The sequence below is a fragment of the Microbulbifer okhotskensis genome, from assembly GCF_023895975.1.
GTDB lineage: Bacteria > Pseudomonadota > Gammaproteobacteria > Pseudomonadales > Cellvibrionaceae > Microbulbifer > Microbulbifer okhotskensis.
Window position 1 is genome coordinate 1 of record NZ_JALBWM010000083.1, and the last position, 18,517, is coordinate 18,517.

Annotated in this window: 14 protein-coding genes and 1 pseudogene; 4 read left to right on the plus strand and 11 right to left on the minus strand. The window is 48.7% G+C overall.

The annotated features are described in order from the left end of the window. Positions 1-134: 134 nt before the first annotated feature. Positions 135-566: an SDR family NAD(P)-dependent oxidoreductase gene (locus tag MO867_RS15775; RefSeq protein WP_252470834.1), complete on the minus strand. Its 432-nt coding sequence runs from the start codon at positions 564-566 to the stop codon at positions 135-137. Positions 567-900: 334 nt separating this feature from the next. On the opposite strand from MO867_RS15775, the gene MO867_RS15780 reads away from it, so the two are divergent. Further along, positions 901-1,923, plus strand: a complete 1,023-nt coding sequence (locus MO867_RS15780) for an adenosine deaminase (protein ID WP_252470836.1) — start codon at positions 901-903, stop codon at positions 1,921-1,923. A 37-nt stretch (positions 1,924-1,960) separates the two neighbouring features. Here the strand turns inward: MO867_RS15780 and fnr are convergent, their stop codons facing one another. From fnr to MO867_RS15805, 5 genes are all read right to left on the minus strand, one after another. Next, positions 1,961-2,689 (minus strand): fumarate/nitrate reduction transcriptional regulator Fnr, encoded by a 729-nt coding sequence (fnr, locus tag MO867_RS15785; protein ID WP_252470838.1) that lies wholly within the window; start codon positions 2,687-2,689, stop codon positions 1,961-1,963. Positions 2,690-2,759: 70 nt separating this feature from the next. Beyond that, entirely contained in the window at positions 2,760-4,142 is a 1,383-nt protein-coding gene (gene hemN, locus MO867_RS15790) for an oxygen-independent coproporphyrinogen III oxidase (protein WP_252470840.1), read from the minus strand. Positions 4,143-4,264: 122 nt separating this feature from the next. After that, complete coding sequence (locus MO867_RS15795; RefSeq protein ID WP_252470842.1) at positions 4,265-4,963, minus strand: OmpW/AlkL family protein; 699 nt, start codon at positions 4,961-4,963, stop codon at positions 4,265-4,267. A 406-nt stretch (positions 4,964-5,369) separates the two neighbouring features. Continuing rightward, on the minus strand, positions 5,370-6,275 hold the full coding sequence (mmsB, locus tag MO867_RS15800) for a 3-hydroxyisobutyrate dehydrogenase (RefSeq protein WP_252470844.1): 906 nt from the start codon (positions 6,273-6,275) through the stop codon (positions 5,370-5,372). Positions 6,276-6,348: 73 nt separating this feature from the next. Next, on the minus strand, positions 6,349-7,455 hold the full coding sequence (locus MO867_RS15805; protein ID WP_252470846.1) for an enoyl-CoA hydratase/isomerase family protein: 1,107 nt from the start codon (positions 7,453-7,455) through the stop codon (positions 6,349-6,351). Between the two features lie 179 nt (positions 7,456-7,634). On the opposite strand from MO867_RS15805, the gene ettA reads away from it, so the two are divergent. Further along, positions 7,635-9,299: an energy-dependent translational throttle protein EttA gene (ettA, locus tag MO867_RS15810; protein ID WP_252470848.1), complete on the plus strand. Its 1,665-nt coding sequence runs from the start codon at positions 7,635-7,637 to the stop codon at positions 9,297-9,299. A gap of 325 nt (positions 9,300-9,624) precedes the next feature. On the opposite strand, the gene MO867_RS15815 is transcribed toward ettA, so the two are convergent. The 4 genes and pseudogenes from MO867_RS15815 to MO867_RS15825 all read right to left on the minus strand — a co-directional run bounded on the left by MO867_RS15815 (position 9,625) and on the right by MO867_RS15825 (position 15,585). After that, positions 9,625-11,766, minus strand: coding sequence for an ATP-binding cassette domain-containing protein (locus MO867_RS15815; RefSeq protein ID WP_252470850.1), 2,142 nt, complete (start codon positions 11,764-11,766; stop codon positions 9,625-9,627). Then, positions 11,756-13,843 (minus strand): ATP-binding cassette domain-containing protein, encoded by a 2,088-nt coding sequence (locus tag MO867_RS15820; protein ID WP_252470852.1) that lies wholly within the window; start codon positions 13,841-13,843, stop codon positions 11,756-11,758. The genes MO867_RS15815 and MO867_RS15820 overlap by 11 nt, the downstream gene beginning before the upstream one ends. A gap of 264 nt (positions 13,844-14,107) precedes the next feature. Next, positions 14,108-14,488: pseudogene (locus MO867_RS24040) on the minus strand (cysteine peptidase family C39 domain-containing protein); the annotation flags it as partial. Then, a complete protein-coding gene (locus MO867_RS15825; RefSeq protein WP_252470854.1) occupies positions 14,488-15,585 on the minus strand; it encodes an HlyD family secretion protein in 1,098 nt (365 codons plus the stop codon). The pseudogene MO867_RS24040 and the gene MO867_RS15825, both read right to left, overlap by 1 nt. A gap of 630 nt (positions 15,586-16,215) precedes the next feature. Between MO867_RS15825 and MO867_RS24045 the strand changes: the two genes are divergently transcribed. Further along, positions 16,216-16,479: a transposase family protein gene (locus MO867_RS24045; protein WP_373565896.1), complete on the plus strand. Its 264-nt coding sequence runs from the start codon at positions 16,216-16,218 to the stop codon at positions 16,477-16,479. 578 nt (positions 16,480-17,057) lie between these two features. Here the strand turns inward: MO867_RS24045 and MO867_RS15830 are convergent. Then, a complete protein-coding gene (locus MO867_RS15830; protein ID WP_252470856.1) occupies positions 17,058-17,504 on the minus strand; it encodes a reverse transcriptase family protein in 447 nt (148 codons plus the stop codon). A 622-nt stretch (positions 17,505-18,126) separates the two neighbouring features. On the opposite strand from MO867_RS15830, the gene tnpA reads away from it, so the two are divergent. After that, on the plus strand, positions 18,127-18,366 hold the full coding sequence (gene tnpA / locus MO867_RS15835; protein ID WP_252470858.1) for an IS66 family insertion sequence element accessory protein TnpA: 240 nt from the start codon (positions 18,127-18,129) through the stop codon (positions 18,364-18,366). The last annotated feature ends 151 nt before the right edge of the window (positions 18,367-18,517 follow it).

Here is an 18,517-nt window from a genome sequence, read left to right on the forward strand (position 1 = left end):
CTATTTTAGGTCTATTCTGTTCGTTTTTACACCGATTTATATGGGACAGCCCTGGCCTCGGTATAGCCCTCAACGGCAAACTTGGCCGCACAGTAAATTTCATTAAACGGCTGCCCTACCAATCCACCCACCGATCAAATATTCACAACGTGACCGCTGCATGCTCTGCGTATATGAGGTAAAACCGCCTTGGTGCAGCGGACCACGACCAGGTAATTAACGTCGGTATTCCAACGCAATTCATCCTCGCTAATATGCTCTGTAGTTTTTACAAACCCTACCCCGGCATTGTTAATAAGCACGTCGATAGACGCCGATTCCTTCAAAATCGTATCGACACAGGCCTGAATACTCTCTGAATCGGTAACATCCAGAGACATAACCTTGAGTGAAGCCCCCGCTGACACGGCTGAAACAAGCGGCTCGGCTTTAGACGTATCCTTCATGGTGGCATAAACCGTGAGCCCCAGCTGGTCATTTTTAGCACCAAACTCTGTCCCAACCCGGTTGAAGTGCCCGTAATCAGGGCTACCTTTCGCTCCTTTGCGGGATTTACGCCCCAACATGTAAACTACCCTGTGTAGTATAAATAACAACAACACAAGTAAACTTATCAGTGTAAAGTTGCGGACGGGGAGGCGAGTCTGTAGACGAGCCTTTCCCAGCCCAATTCTGCGATAAAAGCCATTTGATCGGTGGGGCGACAGTACTTGCCTCCATGTCTTCTCTAGCATAGGGACCAATAATCGATACCGGAGCCACGGCTTTTTCTCTGGCCGACGGAACCTGATATCATAAGTTCCCCTGTACGCGCTCGACCCAGCCGTCAACTCTATTCCTGGGCGGTACAACTTCTGACAACCCCCCATTTAAACTCAGCCCCTGCAACAAGGTATTTTTATGTCCATTGCCGATTTAAACTTTCTTAAAGCGCTGCCAAAAGCCGAACTCCACCTCCATATTGAGGGTTCGCTAGAGCCAGAATTAATGTTTGAATTGAGCAAACGCAACAATATCGAAATTCCCTTTTCCAGCGTTGACGAAATTCAGGCGGCCTATAAATTTCATAATTTGCAGTCGTTTCTCGATATTTACTATCAAGGGGCGTCAGTACTGATCCACGAGCAAGATTTTTATGACTTGACCATGGCATATCTCAAACGTTGCCGTGAAGACAATGTGGTCCATACTGAAATTTTCTTTGACCCCCAAACTCATACCGAAAGAGGCATTGATATTGGCGTGGTCATCGGTGGTATCAATAAGGCGCTGTGCGATGCGAACAATGACTGGGGTATTAGCAGCCACTTGATTTTATGCTTCTTGCGGCATCTGAGTGAGGACGAAGCAATTGATACCCTCGAAATCGCCAAGCCTTATCTGGGACTCATTAAAGGCGTCGGGTTGGATTCATCTGAGCTGGGACATCCGCCGAGCAAATTCCAGAAAGTCTTTGCGATGGCTAAAGAGCTGGGGCTGGAGCGCGTTGCCCATGCCGGTGAAGAGGGACCCACTGAATATATTGTAGAAGCTCTCGACTTGCTCGATGTGAGCCGTATTGATCACGGTGTTCGCTGTGTAGAAGATGAGGCGCTTATTGAGCGCTTGAAACAAGACAATATCCCCCTGACCGTTTGTCCATTATCCAATACTGCACTTTGCGTCTATGACGATATGAGCCAGCACCCCATTTTATCGCTACTCGATCGCGGCCTATGTGTCACTGTCAACACTGATGATCCGGCTTATTTTGGTGGCTACGTCAACAAAAACTATCTGGCCCTCAGTGAAAGCCTAAACATGAGTAAAGAGCAGGCAAAGAAGCTGGCTTTAAACAGCTTTAAAGCCAGCTATATATCCGAAACTGAAAAACAAAAATGGGCCGAGATTATTGCCGCTATTGAGACAAAGGTAAAAGTCTGATTGGATACCGGCCTGATTGCAGAGTCAGGCCGGCTAATTAGTCATCATCGTATCCGCAGTGAGTACCAGCGAGTTCACTGAGCCCCACCAAATCGATAATTTCTATTGATCGGCCACTCACTTTAATTAAATTATCTCGTTGAAAGCGCGAGAAAAGCCGACTTACCGTCTCCGCTGTAAGCCCGAGATAGTTGGCAATATCGGTACGCGGCATCGACAGAACAAAAGCACTGTGAGAGTAACCACGCCGCGCATAACGACTGGATATATTAATTAATAATGCTGCCAGGCGAGTATCTGCAGAACGCTTACCCAGAAGCATCAAAATATCATTTTCCTGGCGTAGTTCTTCAGAAAAAATACTGTAGATTTGCTGCTGAAGTGCTGTCACCTGCTGGGCAAGAATTTCCAGCTGCGTGAAAGGTAGCAGGCATACGCTGCTATCTTCCAAGGCCTCCGCATAACTGGGGTGTACCCGGCTACTATAGGCATCCAAGCCAAGCAATTCCCCAGGCAATGCAAAGTGAGTAACCTGAGTATCGCCATCCGCTGCGATCACTACCGTTTTAAAGCTACCTGACCGAATCGCATACAGATTTGCAAAAGGATCGCCAGAGCGATAGAGGCTTTCCCCAGCTTTAATGATTTTTTTCCGACGCGTAATTTGTTCAAGCCGATCAATATCTGGCTGACACAAGCCCGCAGGCAGGCACAAACGCCTGACTGAACAGCTGCTACAACTAACCGCTACAGAGGAGTCCATCATACTAAACCGGCCGGTAAACTAATTTGCCGCAATTGTAACGGCTACCGGCGCGTTCGTCTCCTACCGTTCGCTATAGAACTCGGGAATATTTTGCATCTGTTTGTTGACTGTGCAAATACTTATCAAATGCAGCGGCAACATTACGCACAAACCAGCGACCTTCATCAGTAACGATAATATTTTCGCTATCCTGATAAATAAGACCATCGTCAAACATAGGTTGTAGACGCGCCAATTCTTCAGAAAAATATTCTGTAAAGGGGACACCAATGCGTTGCTCTACGAGCCTTTTGTCCAAACGTAAACGACACATCAACTCACTGATAACCCACTGGCGCAAGCGATCTTCATCATCCATTAACCAGCCTCTGCAGACTGCAGACTTTCCTTCACCGATCGCCTGGGTATATTCTTTTAAGCGGTGTAGATTTTGCCAATACCCATCGCGGCTATAGCTGATAGCTGATGCTCCCAGGCCCACTAGCGCATCTGCGGGCATCAGGGTATAACCCTGGAAGTTGCGTTGTAACATTCCAGCATGTGCTGCCTTTGCCAATTCATCACCGGGGCGGGCGAAGTGATCCATACCGAGAAATTCATACCCCGCTTTTCCTAAATGCTCCACGGCAGCCAGCTGCATCGCTACCTTTTCAGTAGAAGACGGTATTAAATCGGTATCAATCAAGCGCTGCGCTTTAAAGCGATGTGGCAAATGTGCGTAATGATAAAGCGCGATGCGGTCTGGCTGCAGATCCAGGACCTTGTTCAAGGTACGGTGTAGGCTGCTTAAATTCTGTTTAGGTAGGCCGTAAATCAAATCGTAGGAAATTGACTCAAAGCCGCGCTCGCGGGCCGCCACTGTTAGCTCGGTGACTTGATCGGCACTGCAAATGCGATTTATCGATCGCTGCACCTCAATGTCAAAATCCTGTACCCCCAGACTCAATCGGTTAAAGCCCAACTCTCGCAAAGTATCCAAAGTCTCGAGTTCCAGAGTGCGCGGGTCAGCTTCAATACTGTATTCAACCCCTTCTCCGGGGTGCAGCTCAAAAATTTCAGACAAGCCCGCCATCAACCGACGCATATCGCTATCGCTCAGGAAGGTTGGGGTACCCCCTCCCAGGTGCAGCTGGGTAACAGGGACATTGGCTACTTTATCCCGGTACCATTGCGCCTCTTGCAAGACGTGGTCCAGGTAGCTGGAAGCCAGCCCATACTGGTGAGTAATAACTTTATTGCAAGCACAGAAATAACAGAGGGAGCGACAGAAGGGAATGTGAACATAGAGGGACAAACTGCGAATATCCTGCAGGGCGGCCCAGGGTTCGATTCCATTTAAAGCGTGAAAGCGGTCAGCGGTCGGATATGAGGTGTAACGCGGGCAGGGTCCGCTATAGCGGGATAAGAGTTCTTCAGATAGCCCTCCCACATGGCTTTTAGTCTCTTGCTTCATATTCATTCACACCTCATTGAGTAGCTTGCGTGGAAAACCGACACAAACAAAAAAGCAGTCACCGAGTCTTCGACCAGAAAACCACAGTGACTGCTCTACCCCAGACCTATTTTCGCTCCCTTTTAGAAGCGGTAGCCCAGACCGGCCATGTAAACCAGTGGGTCAATATCCACATTGGCAGTCACTTTACCTAGGTTAGGTACTTTGACTGTGGCATCGGTCTCGATATCCATCCAGAACACAGACATATTAAAGAGCCAGCGCTGATCGACACCGAAGGTAAAGTCGATACCGGCTTCTGCAGCCAGGCCAAAAGAGTTATCCAGGGACAGCTCCGCATCACCTGTAGCGCCGAGGGCCGCAAATGCAGCATCCGCTGTGCTACTGATTTCCTCATCAAAGAAAGCGGTGTAATTCACCCCCAAGCCAACGTAGGGCTGGATATTGGATTGCGGCTCCATGGGGTACCATTGCACCAGCAGGGTTGGTGGCAGGTGCTTGGTTTCACCCAGATTAAAGCTACCCAGGCCTTCACCAACTACTTCGATATCATGACTGAACGGCGTTGCGGCAACCAGCTCCAAACCCCAGTGGTCGCGGAACATGTAGACCCCGGTCAGACCTAAGGCAGAGCCGTTATCTACGTCAACACCGGTTTGGGCAATTTCGCCCCCATTCAGGGAAAGTGCGCTGGAACTGGTATCGGGTGCGACTGTGGCGATACCACCGCGCAAAATAAAACTGCCTTGTTCATAAGCCAGTACTGGTGCAGAAAGTACCGCAGTTAAAGCGGCAGTCGCACAAGCAGTTACACGATTCATTAACTTCTCCATATAGCGATTTGGCATTTTTCCCGACTCAGGACGGAGCCCCCTCCAGGCACAATCACAAGTCGCGGACAGGTTACCCGCTGACTGCTTGAGCCTGCTTGATCCAAATCAAGCTGCCGAATTACCTGGAAAAAAATCCAATGAGGTAGCGCAGCGGCACAGCTAGTGCGCTCTGTTAGGGGAGGCCCTTCTCTGGGAAGGGCGGCGAAGATAGCGGCTCGTCTTGCGGGAGGGAACCGGCCAGCAGGCACTATTTGGTACTGCTTCTTTAATTTGCGAACTGGCGCAAATTTTTACTTTCGATGACAATCTTATATTGAGGTTAAAACACCCAGAGGTACCAGATAGCGCGGCGACTGTACTGCCAAGCCGCTGCGCTTTTAAAGGGCAGGAAATTCTAAGTCAGACTTCCAGCCGGGCGGCGGAACATATTCTGAATACTGGAAAAGTCTAATTGCTGGTTCTGCTCGGAGGTACCGTGCAACTGATAAAGATTTTTTGCTAGGGCCCCCATCGGCGTAGAGGATGCACTGGTAGAGGCGGCATCCATCGCGAGCCCCAGGTCTTTCAGCATCAGCGCCACACTAAACCCCCCTGAATAACCGGTTGCTGAAGGAACATTTTCCATAGTGCCCGGGTAGGGGTTGTAGTTAGCCAGCGACCAGTTATTCCCGGAGCTCTCCCGCATAATCTCGGTAAGAATTTTTGCATCCAGGCCCTTGTCTACCCCTAGCTGCAGCGCTTCGGCAGTCCCCGTCATATGGATGGCCAACAGCAGGTTGTTGCAGATTTTGGCCACCTGCCCGGCGCCAGCGGCACCGGCATGAAAGGTCTTTCCGCCCATCACCTGTAGTAGGGCTTGCGCTGCATCAAAAGCCGCCGCATCACCACCACACATAAAACAGAGTGTCCCCGCCTGTGCAGCCGCAGTACCACCAGACACTGGCGCATCGATTGCGCGAAGCCCGCAGGCAACTGCAGCCTCGCTGAGCAGACATGCATCCTCTGCAGAGATAGTCGAACAATCGATCACCAGAGTCTCCGCCGGAAGCTGCTGTAACAGCCCCTCCCCCCCCAAATAGAGTCCTTTTACCGCTTTTCCACTGGGCAACATGGAAATGACAGTATCCACCCCCTCAATGGCTTGCTGCGCACTTTCGCAGGGTATACAGCCGTCCTGCTGAGCCTGCACCAGTGCGTCGGAATTCAGATCGAATGCTGCCACGGTGTAACCGGCTTTCGCCAGATTCGCAGCCATGGGGCCGCCCATATTTCCCAGACCAAAAAAGGCTATTTTTTCCATAAATGCCACTCCATATTTTATTGTTGGTGCCCCTGGCGCATAGCGGCCAGGGTCGCTCTATAAACCGGTATTTCTATAAATCGGCTAAGGGGTGCTCCCCGCCCCAGGGCTCTTCAAAATATTGTTCAACCTGGCCGGGAGAAATTTCTTTCAAGCTCGCCGGCTGCCACTTGGGTTCGCGATCTTTATCAACCAACAGGGCGCGCACGCCCTCTTTAAAGTGACCGCTGCCACACAAGTTCACTGCAAGCACCAGCTCCATGCGATAAATATCGGCCAGGCACAGGTGGCGCGATCGCCGCAACTGTTCCCACACAACCCAAGGGGTGAGTGGAGAGCCACCAGCCAAAGTAGACGCCGCACGCTGCAGCCACTTATCCACACCTTGATAAGCGCTGATGGCCGCACAGACCTCCGGCAGAGTAGAAAAATCGGTGAACAATTGTATCTGGTCGTAATGTTCTCGCAACGCGGACTCGGGTCGCTGCAGTGGGGGGAGTTCAAAGGCCTTAAGGCAGTCGTTAACCTTTCGATGATTGGCAACAATATCCCCGCTATAGTCGAGAGCTTGCAGTGCTGACAATACCGGTTTGCGCTGCTTCTGCGCGATAATACGATCAGCCATACCTGCAAACAGGGCATCGGCACCATTGAACGGAGCACCGGTCAACCCCAGGAAAAGCCCCAGGCGTCCAGGCATACGATTCAGAAACCAGCTGCCACCCACATCGGGAAACAGGCCGATGGTAATTTCCGGCATCGCCATACGGGTAGTTTCAGTCACAATACGGTGGCTGGCACCGGCCATAATGCCAATCCCGCCCCCCATAACAATGCCCCCTCCCCACACCACGATTGGCTTGGCACAGGTATGTATTTTGTAGTCCAGGCGATACTCATGGGAGAAAAAATCAGTGGGGTAGCGGTAATCTGGAGTCTCACCGTAAGCGGCGGATTCCCGGTACAGTGCCACCACATCGCCACCGGCACAGAGGGCCTTGTCATCGCTGCCATCAATCCAGATTGCCGCGACTTCATCGTCCTCAGCCCAACTATCCAACTGGGCGGAGAGCAGATCAATCATCGATAAATTTAAGGCGTTAAGTGCCTTGGGAAGATTTAGGGTCGCGATCGCCAGGGCGCCGCGCCGAGAAAACAACACCGGGGAATCCTGATCCATTGTTACTCGTCTTATTGCTCTTGTACTAGATAGTGTCGCAGTTAAGCACAGATCACATTCAACGTCAGCCACACACGAGTACAGCCCCTAACCCAGGCACAGCGAGTTGCACTTTTTACGCAAACTGATAAGTTGCCGGCAACTTCTGACCGATTCCAACACCCATTACGGAACCCCAAATGGCCGAATACGTATACACCATGAACCGGGTGGGCAAAGTAGTGCCCCCCAAGCGCGAGATTCTCAAGGACATCTCTCTCTCCTTCTTTCCTGGCGCCAAAATTGGCGTGCTGGGCCTCAACGGCGCCGGTAAATCCACCCTGTTGCGTATTATGGCCGGGGTCGACCAGGACTATAACGGCGAAGCCCGCGCAATGCCGGGTATCAAAGTGGGCTACTTGCCCCAAGAGCCCCAACTTGATGCCAGCAAAACGGTGCGTGGCAATGTGGAAGAAGGTGTAAGCGAAGCCATCGACGCCCTCTCCGGACTGGAACAGGTCTACGCCGACTACGCCGAGCCCGATGCAGACTTCGACGCCCTGGCAAAAAAACAGCAGCAGTTCGAAGATATTATCCAGGCCTGGGACGCCCACAACCTGGAGCACCGCCTGGAAGTCGCTGCAGACGCCCTGCGCCTACCCCCCTGGGGTGCCGAGGTGGAAAACCTCTCCGGCGGTGAGAAGCGCCGAGTGGCCTTATGCCGCCTGTTACTATCCCGTCCAGATATGCTCCTGCTGGACGAGCCCACCAACCACTTGGACGCAGAGTCTGTATTCTGGCTGGAACGCTTCCTGCACGACTTTACCGGCACCGTAGTGGCCATCACCCACGACCGCTATTTCCTCGACAATGTCGCCGGCTGGATTCTGGAACTGGACCGCGGCCACGGCATTCCCTGGGAAGGCAATTACACCACCTGGTTAGAACAAAAAGAAAAACGCCTGGAGCAGGAGCAGCGCGGTGAACAAGCCCGTGCCAAAGCCATGCAAAAGGAACTGGAATGGGCACGCCAGAACCCCAAGGGTCGCCAATCCAAGAGCAAGGCCCGCTTGTCCCGCCTGGAAGAAATGCAGTCCCAGGACTTTCAGGCCCGCAATGAGACCAACGAAATCTACATTCCGCCCGGCGAGCGCCTCGGCGACAATGTGATTGAATTAAAAGGGGTGAGTAAAGGCTTCAGCGAGCGCCTGTTGATCGACAATCTCTCCTTCCGCGTACCCAAGGGGGCCATTGTGGGTATTGTCGGCGGCAACGGCGCCGGTAAGTCTACCCTGTTCCGCATGATCACCGGCACCGAGCAACCCGACTCCGGAGAAATCAATATTGGCGAGTCCGTCAAGGTTGCCTATGTAGAGCAGGGCCGCGAAAATCTGGATGACAGCAAGACCGTGTGGGAGGCCATTTCCGACGGCCACGACATGCTCAAGATTAACAACTACGAAGTGGGCTCGCGCAACTTTGTTGGCCGCTTTAACTTCAAGGGCAGCGATCAACAGAAGCGCGTAGGCGAACTCTCCGGCGGTGAGCGCGGACGCCTGCACCTGGCCTACACCCTCAAGCAAGGCGCCAACGTACTGCTGCTGGATGAACCCTCCAACGACCTGGATATCGAAACCCTGCGCGCCCTCGAGGAAGCCCTCCTCAACTTTCCCGGCTGCGCTCTGGTCATCTCGCACGATCGCTGGTTCCTCGATCGTGTAGCCACCCATATCCTCGCCTATGAAGGCGAAAGTGAAGCGGTCTTCTTCGAAGGTAACTACACCGAGTACCACGAAGACTTTGTACAGCGTAAAGGTCAGGATACTACGCCGCACCGGATGCATTATAAGAAGCTAAAAACTTAAGTTTTATGCACAAAAAAGCCCGCGGAAAACGGGCTTTTTTATGTGAGAACTCTCAAGAAATTATTGATAGAAAATTCACTAACAACTCTCCTTGGAGCTTAACTAGAAGCAAGAACCTAATCCCTATGTACTATAAGTTTAACCTAGGTTTCATCAGGCAACGCAATTGCCCCTTCGGGACCAGCTTGGATATCGGTTTCAGCATTCATAATAACTCTCCTTAAATATATTCCAGTTAAGAAAAACATCCAACTCTCAAGTAAACTAGCTGGATGAACTTAAGCTTAACTCGAATAGAACCCATTGCGCCAATACTAACCAATAATTATGGGTGAGCGATCACAACTAAAGTCTTTGAGTACTTACGTACACACTCCATAGCGAGATTCAAACTTTCAGGATCGAGTGCAGCAAAGCTTTCATCGAGAACAACCAACTCAGAATCCTGCAAAAGCGATCGCGCAATAAATAGTCGACTTTTTTCGCCATGTGACAATCGCCATCCCATTTCCCCCACTGTTTGCAGCATACCTGCTGGCATTTTTTCCAAAAGGGGAGAAAGTCCGAGTTCATCACAAATTTTATAGGCCTTTAGCAAGCTATCCTTATCTGGCGGCCACGCCCCCCCCATAAGGAGATTAAAAAGAAAAGAATCACCCATCACATGATTTTCATGAAACTGAGGAGCTGAAGCCACAAATTTCTTTACTCCCCCCCAACCAATACTAGAACTATCGTACCCATTAAGAAGCAACAAGCCATCGGTTGGCTTTTTCAGCCCCACAAGAATACTAGCCAAAGTCGATTTACCTGAGCCCGAAGCCCCTTGTAAAAGTACACGATCACTGGGGAAAATACTCAAATTGCAGCCATTCAGGACTGGTTTATTCTTCTTTGAGTACACAAAACTTAAATCACGTAAGAAACAAAGGGGTTGATCTTTAGGTACGGCGCCAGCTTCCAAACCCACACTTTGACCCTTGGTCGACTGTCCATTGGCATTTACCGTTTCCAGCTTAAAAATATCTCTGATTCTTTCCCAGGCCACTAAAGCATTCAACCCCGCAGTGAAACCAGACATTGAATTTCCTACCGCCCGGTAACCCAATAATACGCCACCTAGAATTACTGCTAGTGCAGCGTTATCGCCACTTCCAGAAACAAAAGCTGGTATTAAACCTAGAATTCCTAACAACAACCAAGTCCGTGGTAACAATGTCACCAAATAAACAACCTGACTGTCCATTGCGGCAGAGCGTTGTAGATACTCACTAAGTTCACCATCCTCATCCCGATGCCATTGCTCAGGCTTTTCCTGAGCTAGTCGGGTGCGATGACCAATCATTTTCTCAACTAGGCTATGTGTCATAGTTATTCGCTGAGCAGTCCAATCCCGACGACTAAAATACAAATTCCGCCCAAAATAAACGGCTGTTACCGAAAAAAAACACAATCCAACAATGTAGGGTAGACCGCCCCCACCCCAAAATAGTACTAATGCAGCGAAAAATAATTCCAATATTCCGAGAATAACCCGAAACCCAGCCTGCAATGCTCCTGCTTCAATACTTTCCGCATCATAGACTCGACTTAAAACCTGGCCAACTCCCATATGACGAACCTCTCCCGGCGCAATATGTAAAGCGCTGGCCATAAGACGCCGCTTTAGAAGCGCTCCCATTTCCACCGAGATACCGCCTTGCAATCGGGCAGTGATTAAGGATATGGGGACTTGTGTCACCACCAACAATATCCATGCAACTAGCCAACCTCCATCAATATACCCTCCCAAAATAGCCCGACCAATAAGCCACCAGCTCATCACAAAAAAGCAAAGCTGTACTCCGCGGCAACCGAGCATTGTGATAAAACGAAATAATAGCCCCTTATGCCGCAACTGATCCCAAACCGACTTATGTGTCGGCTGACGTAAAATCCAACACGTATCAATATAGAAGCTGGCTAAATTTTCGTCCAAAAGCGCTCTAATGGCCTTCTCTCTCCTGGCAAGCAGAATTCCTGAATTATTAAACAACGTGTTAATACGCTGCCTAATAGGCTTTGCCTCCTCATAGACAAGCTGCTCAATTACTTCGCGAACTGGGATTTTCACAACCCGAAGCGACGGTGAAAGTAAATGCAAATGCTTACTACTTGTTCCGCATATCGCAAGAAAGAATTCATCCTCGTCAAACTCGAGTCGAATTAGAGCTGGAGAAACTCTTTTTAGCATTATGGATAATTGATCGTAATTACAACGAACCTGTTCAACATGTACATCTAAAATATTTGCTGTAGAATATAAACGCTCATTGACGCTCTTTTCTTGTGAAGAATGATGGCCAACGACGTTACTTTTTCCGGAAATCAGTTTTCCCTTTCTACTGAGATTTTGTACTGCTGCTTCGAGTTGCGTACCAGGCCAGCAAATAGATTGCAGTAATCTAGCTGCTCTCTCAGTACTCATGAGCAATTTCCTCGGGAATTTTCGGAGAGTCCTCTCCCATCATCGTCGAAGACGTCTCGTAGATTTTCCCATCTTGCATATACAAATAACGCCAACCCTCTCTACCCCAGCAGTTTCGCTGTAATAATTTTTCTGATTTTAGTAATTGGTTATACCTAGATGACTTCTCAGACTTCAGATCGGCTGGAGAACCATCTTCAACAATACGCCCATTATCAATAACCAATACACGAGAGAAATCCTGTGTTTCAGAGATATCATGTGTAATACAAATAAGAGTTGCCGATCCCCAAAATTTACGAACTCGACTAAGCAAGTGCTCGCGCTGCTCTCTGTCCAACCCCCTAAAAGGTTCATCAAGGATTACGCAATCTACATTTCTCCGGCCAAGTGCGCGCCCCAATCGAACCCGCTGTCCCTCACCACCGCTAATTAGCCCCCCCCCCTCTCCGAGAGAACTTTGTAAGCCATCGGGTAGAGAGGCTACTAGCTTTAATAGATCGGCTTGATCCAAAATAGGGAATAGTGGAGTATCAGAATCATTACCGTATCTCAGGTTTTCCAACAGGCTGGTATTCCATAACTGTACTGCAGGATCTACCCAGGCACAGCGCGCCCGGAATCGGCTTTGCAAACTTCCGCTCAATTCAGCGCCATTAAGCAGAACTTGTCCTGAAGCCGGTTTAAGCCACCCAAGCAATAATCCTGCAAGGCTAGATTTCCCTGCACCAGATGTCCCTACAATAGCAACATGTTCACCTGGGTGAATATCCAGATTAATACCCTGCAAAATAGCTCGGTTACTAACAATGACATTGACATCTTCAAATTTCAGATGCACTGGCCTGCTAACATCAGCACTGGAACGCTCATCACTATGTTCCTCCCCCTCCTCCTGATTTACTGCCTGTAGTGGCTCCAAAGCACGAAGCAATATGTTACGCTGGCGTGGATACTCTCGCATTAGAATGGCTATATCTTCTCCAATGGGAGGCAAAGCAAGTATCCAATAAATTAGCAAAAGAAGATCTGGGCTTGCTCCTCTAGTGTTCACACAAAAGACCACCAAAATACAAGCGAACACACTATTAATAATAAGCTGAATGGCTTGGCTATTGAGCTGGATACGTAAAGTTGAATAACCAGCTCTCATCCATTCGGTTAAAAGGTGCTCATGCTCTCTACGAACCGAATCGCCAGCACCATGAGTTTGAATCGGAGCGGCACCTAAAAGAGTATCCATATAAAAACGGGCAAGAGCTCCAGAATGGGTCTGCACACGCATATTGTGGTCCCGGAGCAGTGGCTGAAAAACAAATGGAATAAATATCTGTAACCCAGCCATTAGAATTACTAAAGAGGCAGTTGAAGGGGCCAGCCAGATAATGCCCAGTGCGGTTGCACATAAGGACATAGCTTTAAACAAGATACTCCCCCCCAATACGGGGAGATCACGTAGGGCTGAAATACGATGACTGCGCTCAGCGGTATCAGAGGTAGGACGGCTTTGGAAAAAATGATCTGGGATTTTTGGTAGTGATTCAAGAAAACGCATACGAAAACGGCTCTCCAGGTGTCGCCCCAAAAGTAATTGCACTTTCGCTGCCGGAACTTGCATCAATAGTATGGTTAACATAAAAGCGAGTGTAATAAATATCGCCCCCATACGCTGTATATCAGTACCTAATTCCCCTTGAATATCAATAAGTCCACGAAAAAGTAAAGCCTCCGCCATCAGACCAAACACAGCACCTAGAACAGCTAAACTTACTAGCACTGGAGCCAGTAACCCATCCTCTTTGATAAAACTCCACAATTGAGATAAGGGACGTACCGCAGGTTCTTCCAATGCTCTATTCAGTGCATTAGATTTTGGCTTCACTTCTTCAGCAGGCCTTACACCCTTGATACTGACAATGACAGCACCGCGAAATCCAAGCTCTATTGAGTTAAAATCTACTGTTTGGCTTGTATTTGAATCGGGAGAGGAGACAGCTCGAACACACCAATAGCGCTCTGGCACTAGGCGATCCGCTTGAGCAGGATCCTCATTATACTCATCAGTTATCTTTCTCAATAGCTTACCAGTCTCATCACCTTTCCGTATTGCGCCAGAGGAAACCAAAGCTGTCAACATTCGTACCGAGGCATCAAGAAATGCTAATGAGTGCCACTCGCCAGTCAGTAGTACCCGCTCACACAAATCGGAAGCCTGTAGCTCTGAAACTCTTAAACGTCTTATACGTTCTCGCAAGGGATTGATAAAGTCATCTGTTCCCGCCCAGTTCCGCCATCCCTTTGGAGGCACGCGCATTGTGTGGATATGCAGTTCACTCAGAAAACGACGAACGCTCGGCCAACGCCTTCCGCTGGCCGGGTCCATAACTTGGACTAATCCACCGTAACTACGCCAAGCAACTACAAAGTGATTATTTCCATTCGGCAACCGCACAACGAGCAAACCCGGTAAGTACCCTGGAGTATCCAATAAGAGATGATCAACGGGAACTACCATCTGCGTTGCGTCCAAACCCAGCTCTACGGCAATCTTCTCCAGCGTATTGATTGATGTGCCATCTACATCCGTTTGACAAGCATCACGCAAATGGCCGTAATGTGCATTTATACCGAACCCCTCAAGAAGGCACTTCAGCGATGCGGGGCCGCAATCCATATTGGAGGTTTGGACAACCTCTGGAACCAACCATCGAAGCTTCTTCATTAAAAAGATACCCTTGTATCACTTTCTATTTCCCTATCCTCCGTTAACATATCTCCAACTCTTTGTAACAGGAGTTGGTAGGGCGTCTTTGTGCCGGTAGCAATCTCAACCCGAGCAGGCAGGTCGTGGAGTAGGGGGAGTATGGAGGGAGCATCCCCCTGCAACGAAAGCTGTACTAAGATTTTCTCGTGCTGCACCGCACTGGCCATCCGCTCTACACGCGCCTCAAATTGCCCATAACGCGCCCAGGAAAAACCATCCAGCTTGACTCTAGCAACTTGCCCCACTTGAATGTGCCCTAATGCAAGAGCAGGAGGAAAAAAAGCTTGAACAGAAATGCCTCCACCAGCCTGAATCGTCGCGATATGTTGCCCTGCCTGCAAAACTTCTCCCTCACGAATCTCAGCAAGTGATGCCAATGTTCCTGAGATAGGTGCGCGCAACTCTTGTTCATTCACCGCCAAACTACTCTGTTGAATACGAGTATCAGTCTCCACAAGTTTCTGCTCAATGTTTGCACGCCGCTGCTGTAGCGTACTGACCTCTAACTGATACTCATGAGAAATTTGCTCCAGCCGATCTTTTATGAGCTCTATTTCCGATTTTACTTGCAAAGTTTCCATTGCCATTTGCTGGTAAGTACGCTTCGCAGCAAGATAGTCAAGCTCCGAACTCTGTTGCTTCTCCAATAGCATCTCATAACGATTAGTCACATCCGCCTGAATTTTTTGATTGCTCTGCTGTAATTGGTACTTCTGCATGTAGATCTGAAGCTGATCCTGCAGGGCCTTATCGTCCTCTACGTACTTATTATCTATCAGGGACTGTTCTAGCTTTATTGATTCAAGCTGAGCGGAAAGACTGTTCAAAACTAGGCCATCTCCAGTTAGGTCCAGGTCAAAAGACGAAGTATCCAACTTCACCAATAGGTCTCCTGAATTAAGGGTATCGCCTAGTACAGCTAGAATAGAAACTACTCTGCCCTCTCTCTGCGTACTGACATGAACAGTATTATGTTCTTGCTCTAACCTGGCTTGATCACTCACACTGTAAGTCGTGATTTCCTGAGTGAAAAACCAAAGGGCCCAGGCAGCCATTAGCAATACCCCAAAAATGGTAACCGCAGCTAAGGAGTGGATATTTTCAGCGCTTACAGCGCGAGTCGTATGGATAAACGGTGTTGGCAACGCAAATTACTCGATTAGTACCAATTAGGAGGAGGTGAACAATTTTCGACCACCCAGGCTTAGGTTTACGCAGCTATTTTTTAGTTGAGCCGGCCTATGTAAATCCTTCATACCGTATAGCCAAACGAAAACAAAATCCATTTACCTCCCCTCATAGTAAGTATTCAAAAAAATCTAATTGGAAAACTGAAACCTATACAAATACACTCCTGACTTTTAACGATCAGGAGACTTACATATTCCTGGAAAGCAATCCAGATTGCAGAGAAAGCACGTCAACTACTGACGAAGCAAGTAAATTTATTCAGCTCACATACCGATATCCATTCTCCAACAAACGGCTGAAAACCACCCAGGCCAATACAGCTGGCCCACAGAATTTGAGCGAAATCTTAGATGCATAACTCTTTCAGAAGGACAAGCTTGTGCTGTTGACGGTCAGATAAAGGGGCAGAGCTGTCCCATATCAATCGATATGAAAACAAACAAATAGACCTAGAATAGCCATCCTTTTTAGTGCATAGAGTGTTTTTGGGTAAGATGGGTAGTGTTGGCATTTTACATCACTTTGGCAATATGGAAGATCCTCGAGTTGATCGGCACAAGCTACACGCCCCGCCAGATATATTTCTTAGCATGTTCTTTGGTGTCATTTGTGGTGCGGAAAGCTGTAGAGATTTTGTCGATCTCGCAGAGTCTAAGATAGATTACCTAGAAAGACTCATGCCTCTAAATAATGGTAACACTTCGGACAGCTTTAAGGGGAAAATAGGTAGTAGCCACGGTCAGATACTGAGAAAATAAGGTTCTCACTTGAAATTAAAACAATACCTGCCCATGGACGATGTAGTGAAAACTGTTTTCGCTAAAATGTCCGGTCACGGTAGGAACACCGGTCACCCGATGCCCCCCGTACAGATCCGTACGTGCGCTACTAACGCATACGGCTCCTACTTCGAGTATTTAACACGAAATCTCATTTCTGGATAGGGGTGGACAACGCGCACTGATGGAAGTAAACGCCTGACCCAGGGGTCAAAACGCTTCCAAATAAGCGTAAAACGCTGGCTACGGCGGCGGAGTATTTTAAACCATCGCTTCACTATTTCATTACAAAACAGTGAGACACTCTGACTATTTTCGGGCACACTGTAATAGTTCATATGCCCAGATTGGACAGCAAAGGAGATATTACGGCTTCCTGCGGTAACCCACAGTTTGCTGGTTTCCTCGCACCGCCCTCATCAACCATACCCACCTTTTTCCAGGGTGTAATCATTTTAATCAACCGCTTATCGCGTACGCATGTTGGATCATTCGAATGAGCCAGCCATGTTCTACTGTATCGAAGAACTGACGTATATCCAGATCCAACACCCAATTCACTTTCTTTTGCAAATCCCGTAAGTGAGTACATCTAACGCATCGTGTTGACTGCGTGCTGATCTAAAGCCGTAAGAAAAACCTTTGAAATCGGTTTCATAGATTTCATTGAGAAGCGTTACTACTGCCTGCTGAACAAGCTTGTCCTCAACGCACTGAATACTTAATGGTCGCTGCTCTCCATTCCCCTTCGGTATGTAAACACGCCGTGCAGGTTTTGGTTTGTAGCGGCCTTGCTGTATTCGCGATTGTAGATCCAGTAGCCGAACCTCTAGCTCCTCTTGATAGCTATACCAACTGACTCCATCAACACCTTTCGCTGCCTGCCGCTTAAGTTTATAAAAACTCTGGCGGAGTAGCCCCAAGGTAAAATGATGCATTAAGGCCGTGAATGATTGCTGCCTATCTTTATTTGCTATTTGACGTACGCAGGCGATTTCTGACATCGTGGGACTCCAGCTCTGTGTCTGGCCACGGTTGACTTCGCTTGCGTTCCTCTCAGTCAAAATCCTTCCCTCCACCCACTCCGCTGCTTTTATTTCTAAACGCATTGTTCGCGAACTTCTCCAGTACTATGATTTTGTCCGACTTCCTGACGATTCGATAAGATAAGATAAGATAAGATAAGATAAATTGTATTACTCGCTTTTCGATTCACAATTTACTCTCTCAAGGCTCAATTTGAAGAGACATCATTCAGGATCTCTCAGGTTCCGTGCGTTGAATGTACTTGCCTGCATAGGGTCTCCGACCCCGCCGAGTTGTTACATGCCTTACAATGACGGCGTGTAACATATTGCTTTCTGCATCGCTTAACGGCATCAGCACTCGGAACAACTTGATTACGTGGCTCAATACCTAGCCTGCAAGCAACTCTGCTAACACTTCACTTGTGAGGTTACCCGCACGCTCGAGGCTGGGGTGAGTGGTTAACTCTTACCCCACAGGGACTTCCACCCTTTATTCACCGCCAGCTTATCCTGACGTACTAAGCGATCAAGTAACCCCATCTAAAACACCAGCCAAATTTTCTCTATTCTCCTGAGCTTTAACGATCAAGAAATCTCAATGAATACCCAGAGCAAAGCCGAATTCTGGCAGGAACACATCAATGCCTGGAACAGCAGCGGCCTTTCCCAAACGGCATATTGCCAGCAATACCAGTTAAAGCTCAGCAAGCAGAATAAGGGCCGCCCTAAGCTAATACCCATATCTATGCCTGCTTTACAGGCTTCGGTTGAGCTAACATTGCCCGGTGGCATCCAGATGCAGCTGCCGGTATCCGCGCTGGAACAACTAGCCGCTTAGTGGCGTGTCCGTTGTTGATGGGTAGAATCACAAATGCGGTGGAGGCTGCACACAGACAGTTCCGCAAGTTGACCAAGACCAAGGGTGGCTTCGCCAAGGTAGTGTTCAGAATTCTGTGTCATTTCTTTACTATTAGCAAAAAAGAGATGAC

Excerpts from the sequence above, each read along its gene's own strand:
- MO867_RS15775 (WP_252470834.1), bottom strand. The coding sequence starts at position 566 with ATGTTGGGGCGTAAATCCCGCAAAGGAGCGAAAGGTAGCCCTGATTAC.
- MO867_RS15780 (WP_252470836.1), top strand. The coding sequence starts at position 901 with ATGTCCATTGCCGATTTAAACTTTCTTAAAGCGCTGCCAAAAGCCGAA.
- fnr (WP_252470838.1), bottom strand. The coding sequence starts at position 2,689 with ATGATGGACTCCTCTGTAGCGGTTAGTTGTAGCAGCTGTTCAGTCAGG.
- hemN (WP_252470840.1), bottom strand. The coding sequence starts at position 4,142 with ATGAAGCAAGAGACTAAAAGCCATGTGGGAGGGCTATCTGAAGAACTC.
- MO867_RS15795 (WP_252470842.1), bottom strand. The coding sequence starts at position 4,963 with ATGAATCGTGTAACTGCTTGTGCGACTGCCGCTTTAACTGCGGTACTT.
- mmsB (WP_252470844.1), bottom strand. The coding sequence starts at position 6,275 with ATGGAAAAAATAGCCTTTTTTGGTCTGGGAAATATGGGCGGCCCCATG.
- MO867_RS15805 (WP_252470846.1), bottom strand. The coding sequence starts at position 7,455 with ATGGATCAGGATTCCCCGGTGTTGTTTTCTCGGCGCGGCGCCCTGGCG.
- ettA (WP_252470848.1), top strand. The coding sequence starts at position 7,635 with ATGGCCGAATACGTATACACCATGAACCGGGTGGGCAAAGTAGTGCCC.
- MO867_RS15815 (WP_252470850.1), bottom strand. The coding sequence starts at position 11,766 with ATGAGTACTGAGAGAGCAGCTAGATTACTGCAATCTATTTGCTGGCCT.
- MO867_RS15825 (WP_252470854.1), bottom strand. The coding sequence starts at position 15,585 with ATGGCTGCCTGGGCCCTTTGGTTTTTCACTCAGGAAATCACGACTTAC.
- MO867_RS24045 (WP_373565896.1), top strand. The coding sequence starts at position 16,216 with ATGGGTAGTGTTGGCATTTTACATCACTTTGGCAATATGGAAGATCCT.
- MO867_RS15830 (WP_252470856.1), bottom strand. The coding sequence starts at position 17,504 with ATGTCAGAAATCGCCTGCGTACGTCAAATAGCAAATAAAGATAGGCAG.
- tnpA (WP_252470858.1), top strand. The coding sequence starts at position 18,127 with ATGAATACCCAGAGCAAAGCCGAATTCTGGCAGGAACACATCAATGCC.